Genomic DNA, 20,866 nt, shown 5'->3' on the forward strand with positions numbered 1-20,866 from the left:
GATAGCAACGCACTTGCGCATAAGAGATGCACAGGTGCGTTAATATACGTTTATTATCTAAGAAAAGAGATACCGCTGGAACAACCGGTCTCCCCACCTCCCCTCACGACTGCTTCTTGTAGGTGAGGGCCGCCACGGCGTTGAAGAGCCCGGCATAGCCCACCAGGGCGAGGTACTGCGGCCACAGCTCCACAATCGAAGCCCCCTTGAGATAGACGGCCCGCATCACCTCCACAAAGTAGCGGGGCGGCAACAGGTAGGTGATGGCCCGCGCCCAGGCGGGCATCGACTCGATGGGGGTGAGCAGTCCGCTCATCAGCACAAAAATCATGATGAAGAAAAACATCACAAACATGGTCTGCTGCATGGTCGACGAGCGGTTGGCGATGATGATGCCCAACCCCGACATGGTGAGGATGAAAAAGAAGGCGGCCAGATAGACCGAACCGACAGAACCGGCCGGAACGAGACCATAGACCCACCAGGCCAGCAGCATGGCGAGGGTGAGCACCACGAAACCGATTATCCAGTAGGGGATGAGTTTGGCCAGCGTAAAGAGGAAGCGGCTCACCGGGGTGACATTTATCTGCTCGATGGTGCCGAACTCCTTTTCGCTCACCAGATTGATGCCGGGCAGGAAGCCGCAGATAAGCACCAGCAGGATAATCATCAGCGCCGGCACCATGAAGTGCTGATAGTCGAGTGTGGGGTTGTAGCGATTCTGCACGACAAAGAGGTCGGTCGCCACCACGGGCATCTGCTCCTGCTGCAACTCGGCCAGGGCCTGCCGCACAATCTGCACCATGTATTGCGAGCCCAGAGCCCCCTTCAGCGCATTGGTACCGTTCACATCGATGCCGATGCGCCGGGGCGAACTCCCGGCCAGAGAGCTCTCGAAGTGCTCGGGAATGGAGAGTATCACATCGGCATCGCCCTCCTCGAGCGAAGCATAGGCCGCCTCGTAGCTCTCGGTCACACTTTTGAGGCTGAAGTAGTCCGACGACCGTATCTTCTCGACAATCCGGCGGGAGGCCTCGGAGTGGTCGTTATCGACAATCGACACCCCCACATGGCGCACATCCATCGTCGCCACCCACGGGATGACCAGCATCACCAGCAGGGGGAACACAATCACCATCTTGGGCATGAAGGCATTCCGCATGAACTGGCGGAACTCCTTTTCCAGCAAAACGAGCAAGGTCCTTCTCATCACGATTCGAGTTTATCGTTAAACTTCTTCAAGGCCACAACCACCAGCACCACCGTCATGGCCAGCAGGATGGCACTCTCCTGCCACACGGCCACAAACGGCTGCCCGCCGATCATCAGCTTGCGCACCGCCTCGATGTACCACCGGGCCGGAATTACACACGAGAGTGCCCGCAGGATACCGGGCATATTCTCGACCGGGAAGAGCATACCCGAGAGCATGATGACCGGCAGCATGAGCAGCATGCCCGAGACGAGTATCGCCACCACCTGCGTGTGCGAGACGGTCGAGATAAAGAGTCCCAACGCCAGCGAGAGCACCAGATAGAGCAGCGAAAGCCCCACCAGCCCCACCATCGAGCCCGACATGGGTACCCCCAGCACGTAGTGTGCCAGCAGCAGAATGGTCGCCAGCGCCAGACACGACAGCAAAAAGTAGGGAATCATCTTGGCCGAGATAATCCAGATAGGCCGCACCGGCGACACCAGGAGCACCTCCATCGTGCCGCTCTCCTTCTCGCGCACAATCGAGACCGAAGTCATCATGGCACAAATGAGGATAAAGATAAGCCCCATGATACCGGGCACGAAATTGTACGAGCTCTTCATCTGCGGGTTGTAGAGGATACGCACCGCCGGGGCCGAACCGGCCGCCACCGAACCGTCGCCCAGGAAAGCCTGTTGCAGGTAAATGAGGTCGGTACCGGCATTGTTGGGATTCGAGGCATCGACGACAAACTGCACCGCCGCCTCGTCGATGGCTCCGACGGCAGCCCCTTCGACCAGACGGTCATAGTCATCGGCAAAGACCACCACGGCAGCCGCCTGCCCGCTGCGCAACACCCGGTCGATGCGCTTCTGGTCGATATACCCCTTGAACGAAAAGTAGGGGTTGGCATTCATGCGCTCGATCTGCTGCCGCACCGCCTCGGTACGGTGGGGTGCCACGGCAAAGAAGGGGATGTTGTTCACCTCGGTCGAGATGGCAAACCCGAAGAGAAGCACCTGCACCACCGGCATGAGCAGCACGATGAGCATCGTGCGCCGGTCGCGCAGAATATGCAGGGTCTCTTTCTTGACAAAATGTAAAAATCCGCTCATACTACTCACTCCGTTTTGCTCCTCGGGCCAGAATCCTGAACACTTCGTCCATCGACTCGGCCCCAAACTCTCTCTTCAACTCGGCCGGTGCACCCAGGGCTTCTATCTTGCCGTCGACCATAATCGACACCCGCGAGCAATACTCGGCCTCATCCATATAGTGCGTGGTGACAAATACCGTCGTACCGCCTGCCGCCGCCTCGTAAATCATCTCCCAGAACTGACGCCGGGTCACCGGGTCGACCCCACCCGTGGGCTCGTCGAGAAAAACCACCTCGGGCCGGTGCAGCGTAGCCACCGAGAAGGCCAGCTTCTGCTTCCACCCCAGCGGCAGCGAACCCACCAGCGTATCGGCCTCGCTCCTGAAGTGCAGCCGGTTGAGCACCGATACCGTGCGGCGCAACGTCTCGTAACGTCCCAAGCCGTAGATGCCGGCATAGAGGCGTATGTTCTCGCGCACCGTGAGGTCGTCGTAGAGCGAAAAACGCTGGCTCATATAGCCGATGTGCCGCTTGATCTGCTCGCCCTGCGTCATCACGTCGAAGCCCGCCACCCGGCCGCTGCCCGAGGTAGGGTAACTCAACCCGCACAACATGCGCATGGCGGTCGTCTTGCCGGCGCCATTGGCTCCCAGGAAACCGAAAATCTCGCCCCTCCGCACCTCGAAGGTGATGTGGTCGACGGCCGTAAAGTCGCCGAAGCACTTGCACAAATCCTGTACCGATATGATTACGTCGTTCATCGTTGCATCAGTTTCATAAATACATCTTCAATCCCGGCCTGCACCGGCTCTACCGTCACCGCCTTGAACCCTCGCTGCCGCAACTGCCGCTCGAAGGCCTCGGCATCGAACCCCTCGGCCACCACCAGATGATGGCTCGCCCCGAAGGGATAGCACTCCTTCACCCCGTCGGCCCGGCGCGCCTCGAGCAGCAGCCCGTACATGTCGCTGCCCGAGAGGGCATAGAGCGGCTCGTCAAACTGTGCCACGATACCGGCCGGGGTGTCGATACCCAACAGATGCCCGTTGTCACACAGGGCAATGCGGTCGCAACGGCACGCCTCGTCCATGTAGGGGGTAGAGACCAGTATCGAGATACCCTGCCGCTTCAGGTCGAAAAGCATGTCCCAGAACTCCCCGCGCGACACGGCGTCGACCCCCGTGGTAGGCTCGTCGAGAAAGAGTACCGAGGGGCGGTGTATGAGGGCACAGCAGAGGGCCAGCTTCTGTTTCATACCTCCCGACAGCTTCCCGGCCCGTCGTTTGCGGAAGGGCTCGATTTGCCGGTAGATGGGGGCTATCAGGTCGTAATTCGCTTCCACTTTCACGCCGAACAGGGCGGCGAAAAACTCGAGATTCTCGGCCACCGACAGGTCGGGATAGAGCGAAAAGCGCCCCGGCATATACCCCACCCGCTTGCGTATCTCGCGATATTGGGTCACGATGTCGAGCCCGTCGACCGTCGCACGGCCCTCGTCGGGGTCGAGCAGCGTGGTGAGCAGGCGGAAGAGCGTAGTCTTGCCGGCACCGTCGGGCCCGATGAGACCGAACAGCTCGCCCCGCCACACCTCGAAGGTGATGTGGTCGACGGCCGTCAGGGTACCATACCGCTTGGTGAGCCCCGCTATCTCTATGGCATTGGGTGTAGTCATCGCTGTGAGATTAAGGATATGAGATTAAGATAATGGATTATTCGGGGAGACGCACCTCGCCATAAAGCCCGATTTTCAACCAGCCGTCGTTCTCGACCGCAATCTTCACGGCATAGACCAGATTGGCCCGGGTGTCGCGCGTCTGAATGGTCTTGGGGGTAAACTCGCTCTCCGAGGCTATCCAGGTGATGCGCCCGGGATATTCGCGCTGCTGGTCGTCGCCGAAGTCGGCCACCACCGTCACCTCCTGCCCCACCTTCAGACGGGCCAGTTGGTCCGAAGTGAAGTAGGCCCGCAGATAGAGGTGGCTCATGTCGGCCACCTTCATGAGCGGACGCCCGGCGGCGGCCAGTTCGCCCGCCTCGCCATACTTCACCAGCACCGACCCGTCGATGGGCGAAGCGATGCGGCACTTGGCCAGACGGTCCTCGACCTGAGCTATCTGCAGATCGATGGCCGAGGCATTGGCATCGAGCGACGAGGTATTGTTCCTGAGACTGGAGAGCAGAGCCTCCAGCTGTCCGTTCAACACCCGTATCGAAGCGGTGATGTCGTCGAGCTGCTTCGTCGTAGCCGCCCCGTCTTTCAACAGGTTTTCGACCCGGCTGCGCTCCCGCTCCTGCTGGGCTATCTGGCTGCGCAGGGCCGCAGCCTGCTTGGCGATGTCGGGCCGGTTGCTGTGAATCGAGGCCCGCTGCTGCTCGAGTTGCAGCTTCTGCAAATACAACTGCACGGTATCTATCGCCCCCACCTGACGACCGGCCGTGAGGGTGTCGCCCTCCTCGACGTCGAAATAGAGAATACGACCCGTCGCTTCGGCCGAGACCACCACCTCGGTAGCCTCGAAAGTTCCCGTCGCATCGAAATCGTTGCGGTTGCCACACGAGACAAGGAGCAGCGCCAACGCGCTGTAAACTGCAATCTGTTTCATCTTGTTCAGGATTTATCGGTTTATCGTATGTTTCAGTTCATAAAGCGTCTTCAGCAGTTCGATTTCGCGCATGCTGCGGGCCATCGAGGCGTTGGCCTCGTCGGTAATCTTCAGCAGCAGGTCGTGGGTATCGATTACCCCGTTGCGCAGTTTCGACTCGGCCGCCTCGCGCACCGACCGCCGCAGGGCCACGATGCGGTCGTCGTCGGCCAGAGCCCGGCGCAGGCGGGCCACGTTGCCATTCTCCTGCGTACTCTGCAACTGGGTATTAAAGAGGAATATGTCGCGTTGCACCTCGACCTGCAGACGTGAGTTGCGCAACTTGTCGAGGTTGTTCTTCTGGGTATAGTAGGCCCCGAAGTTCCACGAGAGCTTCACCCCCAGCAGGGCGTTCCAGCTCCAATTGTCGTTCATCATGCCCTGCATGAAGTCGAGCCCGGGGTAGCCGTAATAGCCTTGGGCAAAGAGTCCCAATCGGGGCATCGAAGCCGACTTCACCAGCCGCTCCTGAGCCGCAAGCCGGTCTATCCGGGCGGCAAACAGCGAGAGTTCGGGCCGCTCGTTACCCCCCATCGGCGGCTCCACGACGGCAGGCCGCAACAACGTGCGGTCGCCCAATGCCTCGCCGATAAAGAGCCCCAGCATGTTGCGGTAGCTCTCGCGCGACGCCTCGAACTGCCCCAACTGCTGCCCCACCGTGAGCAGCTCGGCCTCGAGCACATCGGCATCGCTCTGCATGGCCACGCCGTTGCGCTGCAACGCCTCGACCTTGGCCAGGTTGCTGCGCAGCAAATCCTGCGTGAGGCGGGTCTGGGCAATACGCTCGTCGAGCAGCAGGATACCGAAATAGAGTTCGTCGATACGACCCTCGAGCGTATACATCTCGACATCGGCCGTCGAGCGCTGTTCGGCCGCTTCGGCCCGCGCCATGCCCCGGTCGGCGGCCGACTTGCCGCCGTCCCAGATAGTCTGGTTCAGCTCCAGCCCCACCTTGTACTGGTCTTTCTGCAAACCGGGCATCTCCAGCCCCTGCCGGGCCAGCATGCCGGTGAGCACCTCGGGGAAGGTGGGCACATCGGTCTGCCAGGTAGCCTGGGCCGAGAGAGCCACCTGCGGAATCCAGGCCCGGGCGGCATTGGAGAGGTTGTACGACTCGGTCTGGCGTATCAAATCGTATTGCCGTATCTCGGGATAGTGCTCCCGCGCCATCTGCCGGCAATCGTCGAGCGTAAGTTGGGCCTGGGCCCCCACGAGGCCGCACCACAGCCCCAGGCATAAAACAACGACACGTTTCTTCATGGCTCTATTTTTTTATTCGACGCATAATTACTTCTATATTCTCGGCCTTGCGCATCTCGAAAAACTGGTTTCGGTCGGCGGCGACAGGGCCGAATACGGGTTCGATCAAGGGATAGGCGATAAAGGGGAAGACGTTGAGACAAACAATGTCGAGCAACAGATGGCGCACATCGATGGCCACGACCTCGCCCCGCCCGACCAGCACGTCCATCTCCCGCTGCAGTTGCTGCATGAGCCCGTCGGCTATGCGCGAGATATTCTCGCGTATCACTTCATACCGCTCGGGGCGCGAGAAGACCTCGTTCACGATGAACCGGGGCAAATCGGGATTCTCCATGAGAAAATCGAAATGACTGCCTATCCCCCTCTTCAACCGCTCTAGCACCGGGAGGTCGGGCGTGCCAAAAGAGGCAAGTACCGACCGCCCCATCAGGCTCAGCTTGTCGGTGAGAATGCGGTCGAAAAGCTGCTCCTTGGTCCTGAAATAGTAGTGGAGCATGGCATGCGTCACCCCGGCCGCCCGGGCTATCGACGCAGTCTTGGCTCCGTCGAATCCCTTGAGCATGAACTCCTGCTCCGCGGCCCGCAGTATCTCACCCTCAGTATCTTTTGTTTTCATTCCCATACAAACAAAACGGTTTAACAAAATCGTCTAACAAAATTGTTAGTTCAAATATACACATATTCCCATATAAATATCCTACGACCTCTTTCTTTTTTATTTTTTTAAGAATATTTACTGAACACCCCTGAACCGGATAGAAATGAAAAATAACCGAACGTATAGTTTTGAATCATTAAAACACAATTCTTTATCAACAAAAGAATAACAGGCGGCAAAGCGCCCAATAGCCTACACGCCCCAATAGTCCAAACGGAACATTCCGAGCAAATAGGACAAAACCAACCGGATATATTCGGCAAATATCCCTGGTTGACAACCGCACAAAAGCAGTCGAGACCGCCCCGGATACCGGAGCGGCCTCGATACTGAATATCAATCAACTATACGGTTTACAATTCGATGTCGCCGTTGAACACCTCGTGCCAGGGCAATCCCTGCTTGTTGAGCTGCTCCATGAAGGGATCGGGGTCGAACTCCTCGACGTTGTGAACGCCCGGCATGTTCCACTTGCCGGTGAGGAACATCATGGCACCGATCATGGCCGGCACACCCGTGGTGTAGCTTACGCCCTGGGCACCGGTCTCGAGATAGGCGGCGTGGTGGCTGCAGTTGTTGTAGACGTAGTAGGTCAACTCCTTGCCCTCCTTGTCGATACCGCGGATGCGGCAACCGATCGAGGTCTCGCCCGTGTAGTTCTTGCCCAGGTCGCCCGGGTTGGGCAACACGGCCTTGAGGAACTGGATGGGCACAATCTCCATACCGTTGTACATGATGGGCTCGATGCTGGCCATGCCGATGTCCTGGATTACCCGCAGGTGCGTGAGGTACTCCTGCCCGAAGGTCATCCAGAAGCGGGCCCGCTTGAGGGTGGGATAGTTTTTCACCAGCGACTCCAGCTCTTCGTGATAGATGAGGTACGACTCCTTGGGACCGATGTTGGGATAGGTGAGCGGACGGTGAATTTCGTGCGGCTCGGTCTCAATCCACTGGCCGTTCTCGTAATACTTACCCTTTTGAGTCACCTCGCGGATGTTGATTTCGGGGTTGAAGTTGGTGGCGAAAGCCTTGCCGTGGTTACCGGCGTTGCAGTCGACGATGTCGAGATAGTGCATCTCCTTGAAGTAGTGCTTGGCGGCATAAGCCGTATAGACGCCGCTCACACCCGGGTCGAAACCGCAACCCAGGATGGCAGTGAGGCCGGCCTGCTCGAAACGCTCGCGGTAGGCCCATTGCCACTTGTATTCATACTTGGCTTCGTCGAGCGGCTCGTAGTTGGCCGTGTCGAGGTAGTTGACCCCACAGTGCAGACAGGCATCCATGATGGTGAGGTCCTGATAAGGCAGAGCCACGTTGATGACAATATCGGGCTTGTGCTTCTTGAACAGAGCCACCAGCTCGTCTACCTTGTCGGCATCTACCCGGTCGGTCACAATGCGTTTGTCGCCTATGGCCTGGGCAATCGCATCGCATTTAGACTGCGTGCGGCTGGCCAACACAATCTCGGTAAATACATCGGGGTTCTGCGCCACCTTGTGCGCTACCACCGTTCCAACGCCACCGGCGCCGATAATAAGAACTTTTCCCATTATATCTGTTGTTTTTCTTTTTGAATTATTCATCCTTGTCGGTGTCGGCCGTCAGGTCGAGCACCTCTTTGTCGCCGCTCTTGTCGAAGTATTGCTTGCGCAGCGGAGCGGCCGAAATCTCCTTGTGGAACTGGCGGTTGTGATAGACATCGAGTGCCAGATAGAGGGCATGGCGGAACGACTGCTCGTCGGCCTTGTTCTGTCCGGCAATATCGTAGGCCGTGCCGTGGTCGGGCGAAGTGCGCACGACGGGCAGCCCGGCCGTAAAGTTCACACCGTCCTCCATGGCCAACGCCTTGAAGGGGGCCAGACCCTGGTCGTGGTACATGGCCAGCACACCATCGAACTGCTTGAAGTGGCCCGTCCCGAAGAATCCATCGACCGGATAGGGACCGAAGCAGAGCATGCCCTTGCCGATAGCCTCCTGAATGGCCGGCTTGATGATGTCGTTCTCCTCGCTGCCCAGCAGACCGTCGTCGCCGGCGTGGGGGTTGAGCGAAAGCACGGCAATACGGGGCTTCACCACGCAGAAATCCTGCTTGAGCGACTGTTCGAATATGCGCAGTTTCTCGAGGATGGCCTCTTTGGTAATGGCCCCGGGCACCTGCGAAATAGGCAGATGCGTAGTGACCAGAGCCACCCGCATCACCTCGTTGAGCAGAATCATGAGCGACTTTCTGCCACGCCCCAGCCGCTTCTCCAGGTACTCGGTGTGACCGGGGAAGTCGAACTTGTCGGAGTGGATGGCGTGCTTGTTGATAGGTGCCGTCACCAGCACATCTATCGTGCCGGCCTCTACATCGGCGGCAGCCCGTTCGAGGGCAGCATAGGCAGCCTCGCCGCCTACGGCCGTAGCCTTGCCTATCTCTACCTTCACCTCGTCGTCGACGCAGGTAATGAGGTTTATCTTGTTGTCATCGGCCATCGAGGCATCGGCCACGATGTTGAAGTTGACGGCCGGTATGTCGAGGGCCTTGCGGTGATAGGCGGCCACCTTGGCCGAACCGTAAACCACCGGTGTACATATCTCGAGGATGTGCGGGTCGGAGAGGGTCTTGAGAATCACCTCATACCCTACCCCGTTAATATCTCCCTGGGTAATACCCACTTTTATCTTATGTTCCATATATGCTTTTTTTTGACTTTCTTACTGGACCGCAGAAAAAAATTTCGGCCCACTAAGATAAGAAAAATCCCCGATATACATCGCTGCCGGGGACTACTTTTACACCTCGGCCCCTATTTGCGCTCTTTCTCGGCTGTCGAGAGCATGCCGCAGGCGGCAAATATGTCCTCTCCGCGCGAAGCCCGTATGGTGGCTGTCACGCCGTGCTGGTTGAGGCGGTCGCGGAAGGCCTCCATCGACCGGGCATCGGAGCTCTTGAGGTTCACCCCCGGGATGGCGTGGAAGCGGATGAGGTTCACCCGGCAGTCGAGCCCCTTGAGCAGACGGGCCAGCGCATCGGCATGCACCAGGTCGTCGTTGAATCCGTTGAAGAGGATATACTCGAACGAGAGACGCCGCTGGTGCGAGAAATCGTACCGACGCAGCAGGGCCAGAATGTCGTTCATGTGGAAGGCCTTCTCTACGGGCATAATCTGCAGACGCTCATCGGGATAAGGCGAGTGCAGACTCACGGCCAGGTGGCAGTGGCTCTCGTCGAGGAAACGACGTATGCCGGTCAGGTGACCGATGGTCGAGACGGTGATGCGCTTGGGACTCCAGGCAAAACCCCACTCGGAGGTAAGAATCGTGAGGGCCTTCATCACCTCGTCGAGGTTGTCGAAGGGTTCGCCCATGCCCATAAACACCAGATTGGTGAGCTTGTCGCTATGCTCGACCGAGAGTATCTGGTTGATAATCTCGGTGGCCGTAAGGCTGCGCTTGAACCCCTGCTTGCCGGTCATGCAAAAGCTGCAGTTCATCTTGCACCCAACTTGCGACGACACGCACAGGGTGGCCCGGTCGCGGTCGGGTATGTAGACGGTCTCGACAAAGTCGTTGTCGCCCACACGGAACAGGTATTTGACCGTGCCGTCGACCGACCGTTGCGACTGCATGGGCTCGGAGCGCCCCACGTCGTAGCGCTGCGACAGCTGCTCGCGGTGGCGCAGCGAGAGGTTTGTCATCTCCGACAGGTCGCACACCCGCTTTTCGTAGAGCCACGAGGCCATCTGCCTGGCGGCAAAACGGGGCATCCCCGCCTCGGCCACCACGGCCTGCAACTCCTCCCAGGTTTTTCCCAACAAATGTTCTTTTTCCATAAACCTCGATTGGTTGTGTGATACAAATACAGAGTGCGTGTATCGAGCCCTTTGCTACGATATACGCACTCTGTGTGTGGTCTTATATCGAACGATTCGTCTCGATTAGAAGAAACGGATCATCGTGTTTTCGATGTCGGCTTTATCGCGGAGCACCTCCATCAACCGGCTGTTGATCAGGTAGGTGTAGTTCTGCTGCAACTTGCGGGCCTCGTTCTGTGCATCGAAGGGTTGTTCCGAAACCGTCTTGTCGGTAACGGTGAATACATACACGCCTCTTACACCTTTCACGGGACCTACGAGCTTACCGTTCTCGGCCGTGGGAGCCAGAGCGCTCAATACCGGTTCGTAACCTACACCGGCAATCGAGGGCGACGAGAACGACACGAACTTGGCGCTGTCGACCTGGGATTTCATAGCCTCGGCATAACCGGCCAGCGTGGTGATGTTCTTGGCCTTGAGGTCGGCAATCATCTTCTCGGCCTTCTTGTCGTTGCGAATCTGGATGGAAAGCATGTCTTTCACCTGATCGAGCGGAGCATAACCCTCTTTGGTTACGTGGTCGAGAGCGGCTACGACAAACGCATTGTCGAGCGTAAAGATTTCGGACACGGCACCTTTGTCGGCATTGAAGGCCCAGCGGATAGCCTGACGGGCATCGTTGAGACCGGGCAGCGAGTAATCCTCGGCACTGCACTCATAGCTGTTGACCGTGTAGCCGGCCTCTTTGGCAGCGGCGTCGAACTTCTCGGCCGTATTGTTGGTAGCGCTGTACGACGACAGTTGGTTGTAGAGAGCCGTGTGCGTCTCGGTGCTGGGGTTCACGGCCAGTACGTAAGCGGCCACTTTGGCTTTCTTCACGGGAGCGGTGCGCGACAAGATTTGTACGATGTGCTCGCCACCCAGGCTTTCGGCCTTGAAATAGCCGTTACCGGCCTCGCCGAATACTTTGTTGATGAAGGGACGACCTACGCTGACAGCCATCTCCTCGGTCAGCCAGATTTCGTCGTTGCCGTTGAACTTGGGCGAAAGCTCGGCAAAGCTGCCACCGTTGTTCAGTACGTTGAGCACGCTATCGATTTGGGTCGAACGGGGTTGGAACGAAAGCAGACGCACCTTGATCGAGTCGGGGGCTACCTTGGTATCCATGAGACGATACATCGTATAAGTGTCGTTCTCAAACTCGAGCGGCGACGATTCGCCTACGGCAGCCGTCTGGGCAAACTGTTTCATCTTCTCGGGCATGGACGAAACGGCTACGAAACAATCATCGTAAGCCTCGTCGGAGTTATTGGCCACGAAAGCAGCCACGTCGTTGGTCGTGGCGAATACGTTCTTGTTCATCTCTACCTTCTCCTTAGCCTTGGCATAGTCGTCCTGGCTGGGCACGATATTTACCGTGATGTATTTGATACCACGGCGCTCGGGCATCTTGTAGAGCTCTTTCACCTTGTTGTACTCGGCCTTGAGTTCGCTGTCGCTGATGGCGATGGTCGAGTCGGCAATTGCGGTATAGGGTTCCAGCGCATAGGCGATGTTGGCCGAAGTCTTGCCCTCGGCATACGAGTTCTCGAGATCGAGCTTGTTGGGCATGATGGCGCGGTTCAGCAGGTTGGCAAACTTCTGGATGGCGCGATCCTCTTTCACCTGTTTCTCAAGACGGAGCCACATTTGACGCTGGGGCTCGATTTGGGCCAGTTGCTCGGGCGTGGTGTAGCCGTGAGCCTCGGGGTCGAGAATCACCTGCATGAAGTTGAGCAGACCTTGACGGTCGAACACTCCGGTTTGGGGATTGGTGAAATACTGACGTACCATCGGCGAGATGTTGTCGCCGGTCAGCAGGTCGGCCAACTCCTCTTTGCTCACTACGATACCCAGTTCGTCGAGCTCTTCGTTGAGCAATATTTCGTTTACCATTTGGTCATAAACCTCCTGGTTGATACGCGATACATATCCTTCGGGCAAAGACATTCCGCGTTGAGCATACATCTGTTGCAGCTCGTCGGTACGAACCTTTACGCGCTCCTGAAATTCTTCGACTCCGATATTGGTCCCGTTCACGACGGCGACTTTGCTTTGATTCATGGCGTAGAAGGTATGCCCCGAATTGAGGAAGTCCCCTACGATAAAAGCGAGCAAGGCGACTCCGATGATTACCACGAGCAAACCTGCTTTACTTCTGATTTTGTTTAACGTAGCCATTTGTTACTTTGTATGAATTTTAGTTTTATATTTTATTATTTTTTTATCCTCTTTTACTAAGGGCACGAAGATACAAAAATTTGAATTTATCTCGGCACAGAATAACTAAAAAAAATATCTTATTTCTCTATTTTCATGCGCACAAGCTCTATTTTCGTAGCCTTGCGACGTAAAATCGTAAACCGATAGTTCTTAATCTCTACCGTCTCGCCCAGGCGGGGCAGGGTCTGGTAGTGGTACAGAATGTAACCGGCCACGGTCTGGTAGTCGTCCGACTCGGGGATGTCGAGCCCGAACTCTTCGTTGATGCGCCCGATCTCCATGCGGCCCGAGAACTCATACTCGTCCTCGCCCACCCGACGGGCCACGAGGTTCTGCGTGTCGTGCTCGTCCTCGATGTCGCCGAAAATCTCCTCTACCAGGTCTTCGAGAGTCACCAGTCCGGCCGTACCGCCAAACTCGTCGACCACGATGGCCAGGCTCTTCTTCTGCTGCATGAGGTTGCGCATCAGCTTGTTGGCCAGCATGCTCTCGGGGGCAAAGACCGCCGGGCGAATGCTCTTGCGCCAATCGTCGTGCTGGCGGAACATCTCCGACGAGTGTATGTAACCCAGTATGTTGTCGATATTCTCGCGATAGACCACCACCTTCGAGATACCCGTGCTCACAAAGGTGTGGAGCAGCTCCTCGTCGGTCACCTCGTCGATGTCGACCGCCACGAGCTCGGTGCGGGGTATCATGCAGTCGCGCAGGTGCACGTTCGAGAAGTCGAGGGCATTCTGGAATATCTTCATCTCGGGCTCTACGGGAGCCTTCGAGTCGCTCTCGTCGATACTCTTCTGGATAAACGAATCGAGCTCGATCTTACTCATCAGCGTGTTGGTATGGTGGGCTATCCGCACCCCGGCCATACGCATCACCCCTTTCGAAACCATCGAGGTGAACCGGGAGATGGGATACAGAATCACATAGATGAGCCACACGAGCGGGGCAAAGAACCGCATCGTGGCATTGGGATCGATGCGGAAGATGGTCTTGGGCATGAACTCGCCCACAAACAGAATGAGCAGCGTGGAGATAAGGGTCTGCATGAGCACCACAAAAGCCTCCTGGTTCCACACCAGCGCGATGACCGGCTCGAGCAGGGCGGCCATGCCCATACCGTAGATGACCAGCGCGATGTTGTTGCCCACCAGCATGGTCGAGATAAACTGCTCTTCATTGCCATAGAAGAGGCTCAGTATCTTCGACAGCAGCCCCTTCTGTTTCATATCCAACTCGGCCCGTACCTTGTTCGACGACACGAAGGCAATCTCCATACCCGAGAAGAAGGCCGAGAAGAGCAACGCTATGATAATGATTACAACCCAATTCATGATTTCTTCATTTGTTTGGCACGCACGGCCGGTACAGGCTGCGGCTTCACACTATCGGTCCGTGCCGAGTCGGCAGCAACCGTGTCGCGCTTGATGGGGAAGATGCCGCTCGTGCGGCGTATGCGATAGCGGGTCATCTGCTCGTTCGAGTTGAATCCGTAGCCCTCGATTACCTCGTCGGGGGTCTCGATGTGGATAAACGAGTCGGAGTAGATTTCGCGCTTGCGCTGGTCCCAGAATATCTGCGAGGTGAGGAACACCTCCTGCTTGGTGTTTTCGATGCGTACGTTCTTGTCGAGACGCCACAACTGCTGATTCTTGAAATAGGTGGCCGTGTCGCCCTGGATGAGGGCCTCGGTGGCGAATACCGAGTCGAACTTCTCGACATACAACCCCTTCGGGAAAAACCAGTAGGGCTCCTTGGCATTCTCGTAGATAAGCCACTCGGGGGCCTTGATGCGGTAGCGGGTAATCCCCGAGTCGGAGATGAGCGTCTCTACGCCGAGCGTGCGCAACGTGGGCACCTCCGAGACGTCGTCAAAGCCCTCGACTACCTCGTTTTTCGAACCCGAGCAGGCACACCACAACAAGGGGAAAGCCACAAAGCACACGAGCCCCCAGCGCGAAACGCGCAGAAACCACCGGTCGCTGTTCTTGTTTGTTGTCATTCTACTGAAACTATGTCGCAAAATTATAAATAGTTGCAGGGCACTCCAAATATTCCCGCAAAAATTATGCCTCTCACCAGGGCTCCCGGGGCTACCCCACCTCGCCCCACCCTGCCGGGCCGAGACAAAAAGAAGGGTCGTACCCCGTGGGGCACGACCCTTCGCATCACTATGGTCAATGGTTTTTATTTCACGATGAAGGCTTTGTTCACCACACCTTGAGCCGTCGAGTATTGCAGCATGTAGCTACCACGCGAGAGGCCCGACACGTCGATGGTCGTGAGGGTATCGCTCACCTGACCGCGCAACAGTTGCGTGCCGGCTACGCTGTAAACCACATATCGGCCCTCGGCCTCGGGAGTCTCCAGGTTGAGCACATCGTCGGCAGGCACAGGATAGAGTTTCACACCCTCGGCCAATACCTCGTCGATACCCGAACCCGACGTGTAGAGTTGCAGGTCGAACTTCTTCTCATACGAGTTACCGCTCGAAGCATTGATAGCCTTGATATATACCGTTTTGTGGATAGCCTTGTCTTCAATCAGTTTCGTCGTGTAGAGCTTGCCGTCGCGCACTTCGTAGCTGGCCTCGGCATAACCGCCGCCAAACAGCTGCTGACCTTTCAACTCAAAAGTATACTGGGCATCTACCATATCACTGTATACCGTTACATCGGCTACCGGGGTACCGGCAGGGGTACCGATGGCTACACGGGTGGTGCTCAAGCGGATGTCATACGGAGTCTCCGACAAAGGAGCCACGCCTACTACGGCACGATGGTTGTCGGGATACGAACCTTGAATATCGTCGCCCAGGTTATTGAGGGTAAAATAGCCGTTGTTCTGGCCGCCCCAGCCCCAGTTGATGTGATACTGGTTGAAGCCGTCCCAACCGTCGAGGTTGAAGCAGTGCCCTACGTTGTTGCCTTGGTTACCGGCATAGATTACGCAGCGGCCACGTCTCAACTCGTTTCGCAGCAATTCATGCCAGGCGTCATCGCCACCCTGATAACGGTCACGGCTGTAACATACGCAGGTTTCGGGGAAACCATAATAGGTTTTGAAGTAACCCGGAATATTGTCGGTAATGGCACCCGACCCCTCGGCGCTATACTCCATGTCGATGAGTACACCGCAGTGGTAGAGCAGACGAGCCACCTCGTCGTAGTTGTTGGCACCCGAGAGAATGGCATCCCAATCGTAGTCGGGCTCGTTATCGAAGTTCACACTCAATACCGTACCGGCCTGATTCGAATAGTACGATTTCGTTCCCGTACCACGCAGGGGATAACGTATAACCGAGAGTGCCTGACCCATGGCCACAGCCACACAACCTACATAGGCACGGCCACCGGGACCACCCGTTGCAGCCGGGCAATAGGCGTTATAAGGTACACCCTGATTCCAGGTTACCTGCACCAACGGCTCGATGCGGTCTTCGGTAGCGCGAGTCACTACATCGCCTGCCCAGCGGAAATGACGTTGCAGAGCGGGCGACTTGCGCGCCAACTTAATCTGATCGGTATAATCTTTCAACCAGCTTTGTATCCAGGCAGGCTGACCGTCCGACACATACTCACTGTCAAACGAATAGCCCAGCAACGGGTCTACCGTATCTTCAGCCGAAATCAAAGCCCATCCCCCTTTTTCAAAACGTACGATGTAGTACATGGGAACACCCTCTTGCGAAACGGTTTCTACTGTGGCATTTCCGCCTTTGAACGACGAGCCGCCACGCACGGTTAACAACTTGGTTGCGGTATCTACCGCGGTCTTCTCAGACACTACTGCTGCAAAACTTCCTCCAGCAAACGAGAAGAGCAGCATTACGAAAGCTAATAATCTATATTTCATAATCGGTTTTTGGTTTCGTTTTACAGATACACCATTTTAATGACTGACAAAAATAGATAATTCGAATGTATTCTGCAACAATTTAACATTCTCTATGTTTTTAAACATACAAAATGATGTTTTCCCCTACTCTTTTCTATCAAAAAAGAGTCAAACGAGCAAAAAAATAGAGACCTGAGGTAAAAAAACAGGCCGATACCTCGCGGGTACCAGCCTGTTCCATATAAAGATATCAATATCAATCTAGCTGATTAGAAGCGTTTTGCCTTGATGCCCTTCACAGCTCTTTGAGCTTTGGCTTTCTCGCTGCCTGTCAATGGTCTGAAGAGCGACCAGTCAACCTGGCGAACACCCAGCTTCTTCACTACAGGAGCTGTCGCATTTATGCCGGCCGAAGGCGAAGCTTGAACCGAGCCCTTCATAAATACAGCCAAGTTCCAGACATCATACCAACCCAGATTGAAGCCTTCGGCATCCGGATTCTGGATAAGGTCGAAATTAAATAGATATAATCCGCACCAGCGATCGGCAACATATCCTGTAACACCCTGAGCGTCGGTAGCATTGAAGTTAACCCACTCAAATTGTTCACTCTCGCTCTCGGGTACACCGGCAAAACATACAAGACAATTGAAAGATGCGCCAGATTGATCTCTCATGGGAATCACACCCATAGGCAACATATCGGCAATCTTGAAGTTATTACCCTCTACGACAGCCTCCAACGAGTTTTCTCCAGCGGTAAATGCCGAAGCATCGAAATAGAAATTCTTGATGACTATCGTATCGGGATTATCCTCATGCTTCAATTCAAACTCGGTATCAAAGCCATAAGGATCAGTACCGGGCTGCTGAGTTTGGAAGTCATACTGATAGAACATAAAGCCAAAAGTCCCCGTAAACTCACTGTCGCCCGTGCTGCCACCCGGTACATACTCCCAGTAAGGAGCACCTACGAGTTGAGTCTCCTGGTCTACACCACCCTTCAGAGCAGCCGATTGGTTACCGGCACCATCGACAAATGCTCCGGCAGCGAAGTCGAGGAATACATACGATTTAGCCTCGTTTTCATCAAATGCAACCGATTCGGGCAACGTAATGGTAACCGACTCACCGTTGATAACCACCGTTTCGATGGTACCGTTGGCATACGAGGTAAGGTCGCCCTTCGTCACGTTGTAGGTGATGGCACCTTCGCCACGAGTTACCGTCTCGTTATACGTAAGCGTTACCGAACGGCCATTGTTCGTAGCCTTGTAGAGGTTACCATCGGGTACACTTACCAGATAGGGAGCCTCGGTATCGGGCAGGTCGACCGTTGCCGATGCCACAGCACCGCAAAGGCCATTGGCATCGGAAGCTACGGCATATACATAATAGGTAGTACCTATCGTTTGATTGTTGTAGGCTTTGGAAAGCGAGGGAGTCTCGGCAGCTTTCAACAGTTCAGCACCTTCATAACCAGCCTCTAGCAGCGTTTCGGCATCAATAGTCTGGGCCTGGTTGGTTACGATGTAAGCATAGTAAACCGTACCCTCGGCCGGAGTCACCGTCAAGTTGAAGGCATCGACATTGGTCTTTTCGACCGAGAGCGTTACAGCCGGGCCCTCTCCCATATTGACCGGAGCATAATCCTCAAACTCGGTGCAACCTGCCCCCATGAGGCAGATTGCTGAGAATAATCCTATAATATATTTTTTCATTGTTCTATGGTTTTATTGGTTATTCAACTTTGGTCATTGTACAAGTCCGTACACCGGTCACATAGCCTGCCTGAGTTCCATCCTGGTATGCAACAGCCAAGACAGGCGAAGAGATCGAAATCGTACCGTTCGATACCTGTGCGGCAGCAGCTCCAGCACCGTTAAAGTCAATCTGCAAAGTATAGGTCGAACCATATGTACCCATATCCTGCGAACCGTTGATGGTGATTGTTCTGAAGTCGGAATCTACAGTACCCATTACCGATTTGTAAGTAATGCCACTAACCGTCGGAACAAGTTGCGTGAACCATACACGGTCTACATAGTCGGGATCTTTCTGTACCTCGCAAGTCCAGGTATATACAACACCCTCTTCACCTTGGAAGGGCGACTCACCTCTTGCGGTGTACGTACCCAGAATACCGGCTTCAGCCAGCGGGTGGTCATTGTCGGCAATCGTTACCGAGGTGGTGTAGTTGGCACCCAGGCTGCAACCGCTGGGCGACGACAATCGGATATCGAAGCAAACATCGCCGTCGTAGGTCGAGTTGTCGATGGGTTCAACCGTAATGTATCCTACCAATTCACCCGTGCTGGTATAGGTCAGGGTCGTCGACGTATTTTTCAGACGATAGTTCACACCCTCCTTGGCGGCATTCTTGCCGGCATAGGCGGTCGTGTCGATTTCGAAATTCACCGATACATCGAGGGCCTTCGAAGCCACCAGCGATACCGGAATCTGAATCTCTTTATTGGCATTCTCCTCGATAGTAGTCGAGGCATTGTCAAACGCTACGAAAGCGTCCTTGTCGCTGAACATAGGAGTCTCTACCGATTGGCACGATGCAAACAGCGCCCCTACAACAGCTACATATATAAATTTATTGATCTTCATAATTTTTCTCTAATTAAAATTTATTTGCTCTGATATCCGGGGTTTTGAACCATATTCTTGTTGTTCAAGATATCGTTCTCGGGAATCGGGAAGGCCCAACGGTAGCTGGGGAAAGGAATATCCTTCGTCGTGGGATCGAGGTCGTAGTCGGTACGGGTCAACGACCGTTGCAGACGTTTCATGTCGAAGTAAACGTGACCCTCGAAGAGGAACTCTTTGCGACGCTCGTTGAAGAGGTTATCAATCGTTACCTGGCTGTAGGCATTGGCACCACGGCTGGTAGCCACCTGGTTGAGGTCGTCGAGAGCCGTTACACCGCTGATGGTAGCACCCCGGTAGATAGCCTCGGCACGAGTCAGATACATCTCGGAGATACGGATGATAGGCACGTTGTTGTAAGCCAACTGACCCGATTTGCCGGGATATTTGGTCGACCAGCGATAACCGGGATATTGCGAATTGGTTTTGGTCAAGCCCGTGTAGCGAACATCGTTCTCGTCGTAGAGCGAAAGCAGGTCGTTCGATACGCGCACGTCGCCATAACCGGCACCACCGGCAGTTTCGGGGGCGGTCAGGTAGTCGCCCAGCGAGCTGCTCGAACCGTCGCTTTGCGAGATGTAAACCTCGAAGATAACCTCGCTGCCCGATTGGGGAGCTACATCGAGACTACCGTCCCACATCGAAACGTAGTTGTTGCCCGAGAGCAGTCTGAAACGACCGTTGCGGATTACCTTGTTGGCATAGTCGGCGGCCAGTTGCCAGTCTTCGTGAGTCAGATATACACGAGCCATGAGAGCCTGGATAACCGGAGTAGTAATCGTAGCAACCATATCCTTCACACCTGCACGAACATACGAGGTGCTCATCAGGCGCTCGGCCTCTTGCAGGTCGGGGATAATGAGGTTTTCATAAACCTCGGCTACCGTGTTGCGAACCGGACGGGCCGACAGGTCATCCTCCAGTACGATAGGTACACCCAGAGCCTCGGTTCCGGTGATACCTTTTTCCTTAATATAACCATAGGGTTGAGCATATACACGAACCAGGTCGAAGTAGGCCAAGGCACGCAGGAAGAGGTTCTCGGCCTTTACGTTGTTGATTTGCTCGTCAGTCACACCCGCACGGTCAAATTTACCCTCGTTGATGGCCGTCAACACTTTGTTACAACCCAAAATGGCGTTGTAGGCACCGGACCACAAACCCAGCGTGCTGGTCGAGGTGTAGTTCCAGGCCGGCTCGCTACGCATACGGCCCGTATTTACAGGACCTACCATACCGTTGCCGCACATCACGTCGAAAGTGAGGGGGAACGTGGCACCATACCACGAAATAACGGCGCGGTAGTTACCGGCAGTAGCACCATCGATACCATTGAAGGTCGAAAGAGCCAGTTCGTCCGATTGATCCATGGGCGGCTCTTTGGTCAAGAAGTCATCGCAGGAAGTAAGAGCCAGCGCCAAAACTGCTATCGATAAAAATATTTTTTTCATTGTCTCAATC

General features: G+C 55.5%; 17 protein-coding genes. All 17 read right to left on the reverse strand.

The window, feature by feature from the left end:
• Positions 1–103: 103 nt before the first annotated feature.
• Positions 104–1,210 carry an ABC transporter permease gene (locus NW211_RS00555; RefSeq protein WP_258326522.1) on the reverse strand — a complete coding sequence of 369 codons (1,107 nt, stop codon included), beginning with the start codon at positions 1,208–1,210 and terminating at the stop codon, positions 104–106.
• Positions 1,210–2,310, reverse strand: coding sequence for an ABC transporter permease (locus NW211_RS00560; RefSeq protein ID WP_258326523.1), 1,101 nt, complete (start codon positions 2,308–2,310; stop codon positions 1,210–1,212). Before NW211_RS00560 ends, NW211_RS00555 begins: the two co-directional genes overlap by 1 nt.
• 1 nt (position 2,311) lies before the next feature.
• Complete coding sequence (locus tag NW211_RS00565; protein ID WP_258326524.1) at positions 2,312–3,052, reverse strand: ABC transporter ATP-binding protein; 741 nt, start codon at positions 3,050–3,052, stop codon at positions 2,312–2,314.
• A complete protein-coding gene (locus NW211_RS00570; protein WP_258326526.1) occupies positions 3,049–3,963 on the reverse strand; it encodes an ABC transporter ATP-binding protein in 915 nt (304 codons plus the stop codon). The genes NW211_RS00565 and NW211_RS00570 overlap by 4 nt, the downstream gene beginning before the upstream one ends.
• 37 nt (positions 3,964–4,000) lie before the next feature.
• Complete coding sequence (locus tag NW211_RS00575) at positions 4,001–4,903, reverse strand: HlyD family secretion protein (protein WP_375379561.1); 903 nt, start codon at positions 4,901–4,903, stop codon at positions 4,001–4,003.
• A gap of 3 nt (positions 4,904–4,906) precedes the next feature.
• Complete coding sequence (locus NW211_RS00580) at positions 4,907–6,193, reverse strand: TolC family protein (protein WP_258326528.1); 1,287 nt, start codon at positions 6,191–6,193, stop codon at positions 4,907–4,909.
• A gap of 4 nt (positions 6,194–6,197) precedes the next feature.
• A complete protein-coding gene (locus NW211_RS00585; protein WP_258326529.1) occupies positions 6,198–6,818 on the reverse strand; it encodes a TetR/AcrR family transcriptional regulator in 621 nt (206 codons plus the stop codon).
• A gap of 389 nt (positions 6,819–7,207) precedes the next feature.
• On the reverse strand, positions 7,208–8,404 hold the full coding sequence (locus NW211_RS00590; RefSeq protein ID WP_087408165.1) for a saccharopine dehydrogenase family protein: 1,197 nt from the start codon (positions 8,402–8,404) through the stop codon (positions 7,208–7,210).
• A gap of 25 nt (positions 8,405–8,429) precedes the next feature.
• Entirely contained in the window at positions 8,430–9,530 is a 1,101-nt protein-coding gene (gene pdxA / locus NW211_RS00595; RefSeq protein ID WP_258326531.1) for a 4-hydroxythreonine-4-phosphate dehydrogenase PdxA, read from the reverse strand.
• 113 nt (positions 9,531–9,643) lie between these two features.
• On the reverse strand, positions 9,644–10,669 hold the full coding sequence (gene rlmN, locus NW211_RS00600; RefSeq protein WP_087408167.1) for a 23S rRNA (adenine(2503)-C(2))-methyltransferase RlmN: 1,026 nt from the start codon (positions 10,667–10,669) through the stop codon (positions 9,644–9,646).
• Between the two features lie 105 nt (positions 10,670–10,774).
• Complete coding sequence (locus tag NW211_RS00605) at positions 10,775–12,871, reverse strand: SurA N-terminal domain-containing protein (protein ID WP_087408168.1); 2,097 nt, start codon at positions 12,869–12,871, stop codon at positions 10,775–10,777.
• Positions 12,872–12,990: 119 nt separating this feature from the next.
• Complete coding sequence (locus tag NW211_RS00610) at positions 12,991–14,247, reverse strand: hemolysin family protein (protein ID WP_258326536.1); 1,257 nt, start codon at positions 14,245–14,247, stop codon at positions 12,991–12,993.
• Positions 14,244–14,915 (reverse strand): LPS export ABC transporter periplasmic protein LptC, encoded by a 672-nt coding sequence (lptC, locus tag NW211_RS00615; protein ID WP_258326538.1) that lies wholly within the window; start codon positions 14,913–14,915, stop codon positions 14,244–14,246. The genes NW211_RS00610 and lptC overlap by 4 nt, the downstream gene beginning before the upstream one ends.
• Before the next feature lie 185 nt (positions 14,916–15,100).
• On the reverse strand, positions 15,101–16,768 hold the full coding sequence (locus NW211_RS00620) for a C10 family peptidase (protein WP_087408171.1): 1,668 nt from the start codon (positions 16,766–16,768) through the stop codon (positions 15,101–15,103).
• A gap of 251 nt (positions 16,769–17,019) precedes the next feature.
• The gene (locus NW211_RS00625) at positions 17,020–18,471 is read right to left on the reverse strand and encodes a hypothetical protein (protein ID WP_258326539.1); all 1,452 of its coding nucleotides are present in this window, start codon (positions 18,469–18,471) and stop codon (positions 17,020–17,022) included.
• Between the two features lie 19 nt (positions 18,472–18,490).
• Complete coding sequence (locus NW211_RS00630) at positions 18,491–19,366, reverse strand: hypothetical protein (RefSeq protein ID WP_258326540.1); 876 nt, start codon at positions 19,364–19,366, stop codon at positions 18,491–18,493.
• A gap of 20 nt (positions 19,367–19,386) precedes the next feature.
• Positions 19,387–20,856, reverse strand: a complete 1,470-nt coding sequence (locus tag NW211_RS00635; RefSeq protein WP_258326541.1) for a RagB/SusD family nutrient uptake outer membrane protein — start codon at positions 20,854–20,856, stop codon at positions 19,387–19,389.
• Positions 20,857–20,866: the final 10 nt, after the last annotated feature.

This window comes from Barnesiella sp. ET7 (assembly GCF_024733785.1).
Taxonomy (GTDB): Bacteria; Bacteroidota; Bacteroidia; order Bacteroidales; family Barnesiellaceae; genus Barnesiella; species Barnesiella merdigallinarum.

Coding starts and splice junctions, on each gene's coding strand:
- NW211_RS00555 (WP_258326522.1), bottom strand. CDS start 1,210: ATGAGAAGGACCTTGCTCGTTTTGCTGGAAAAGGAGTTCCGCCAGTTC.
- NW211_RS00560 (WP_258326523.1), bottom strand. CDS start 2,310: ATGAGCGGATTTTTACATTTTGTCAAGAAAGAGACCCTGCATATTCTG.
- NW211_RS00565 (WP_258326524.1), bottom strand. CDS start 3,052: ATGAACGACGTAATCATATCGGTACAGGATTTGTGCAAGTGCTTCGGC.
- NW211_RS00570 (WP_258326526.1), bottom strand. CDS start 3,963: ATGACTACACCCAATGCCATAGAGATAGCGGGGCTCACCAAGCGGTAT.
- NW211_RS00580 (WP_258326528.1), bottom strand. CDS start 6,193: ATGAAGAAACGTGTCGTTGTTTTATGCCTGGGGCTGTGGTGCGGCCTC.
- NW211_RS00585 (WP_258326529.1), bottom strand. CDS start 6,818: ATGGGAATGAAAACAAAAGATACTGAGGGTGAGATACTGCGGGCCGCG.
- NW211_RS00590 (WP_087408165.1), bottom strand. CDS start 8,404: ATGGGAAAAGTTCTTATTATCGGCGCCGGTGGCGTTGGAACGGTGGTA.
- pdxA (WP_258326531.1), bottom strand. CDS start 9,530: ATGGAACATAAGATAAAAGTGGGTATTACCCAGGGAGATATTAACGGG.
- rlmN (WP_087408167.1), bottom strand. CDS start 10,669: ATGGAAAAAGAACATTTGTTGGGAAAAACCTGGGAGGAGTTGCAGGCC.
- NW211_RS00605 (WP_087408168.1), bottom strand. CDS start 12,871: ATGGCTACGTTAAACAAAATCAGAAGTAAAGCAGGTTTGCTCGTGGTA.
- NW211_RS00610 (WP_258326536.1), bottom strand. CDS start 14,247: ATGAATTGGGTTGTAATCATTATCATAGCGTTGCTCTTCTCGGCCTTC.
- lptC (WP_258326538.1), bottom strand. CDS start 14,915: ATGACAACAAACAAGAACAGCGACCGGTGGTTTCTGCGCGTTTCGCGC.
- NW211_RS00620 (WP_087408171.1), bottom strand. CDS start 16,768: ATGAAATATAGATTATTAGCTTTCGTAATGCTGCTCTTCTCGTTTGCT.
- NW211_RS00625 (WP_258326539.1), bottom strand. CDS start 18,471: ATGAAAAAATATATTATAGGATTATTCTCAGCAATCTGCCTCATGGGG.
- NW211_RS00630 (WP_258326540.1), bottom strand. CDS start 19,366: ATGAAGATCAATAAATTTATATATGTAGCTGTTGTAGGGGCGCTGTTT.
- NW211_RS00635 (WP_258326541.1), bottom strand. CDS start 20,856: ATGAAAAAAATATTTTTATCGATAGCAGTTTTGGCGCTGGCTCTTACT.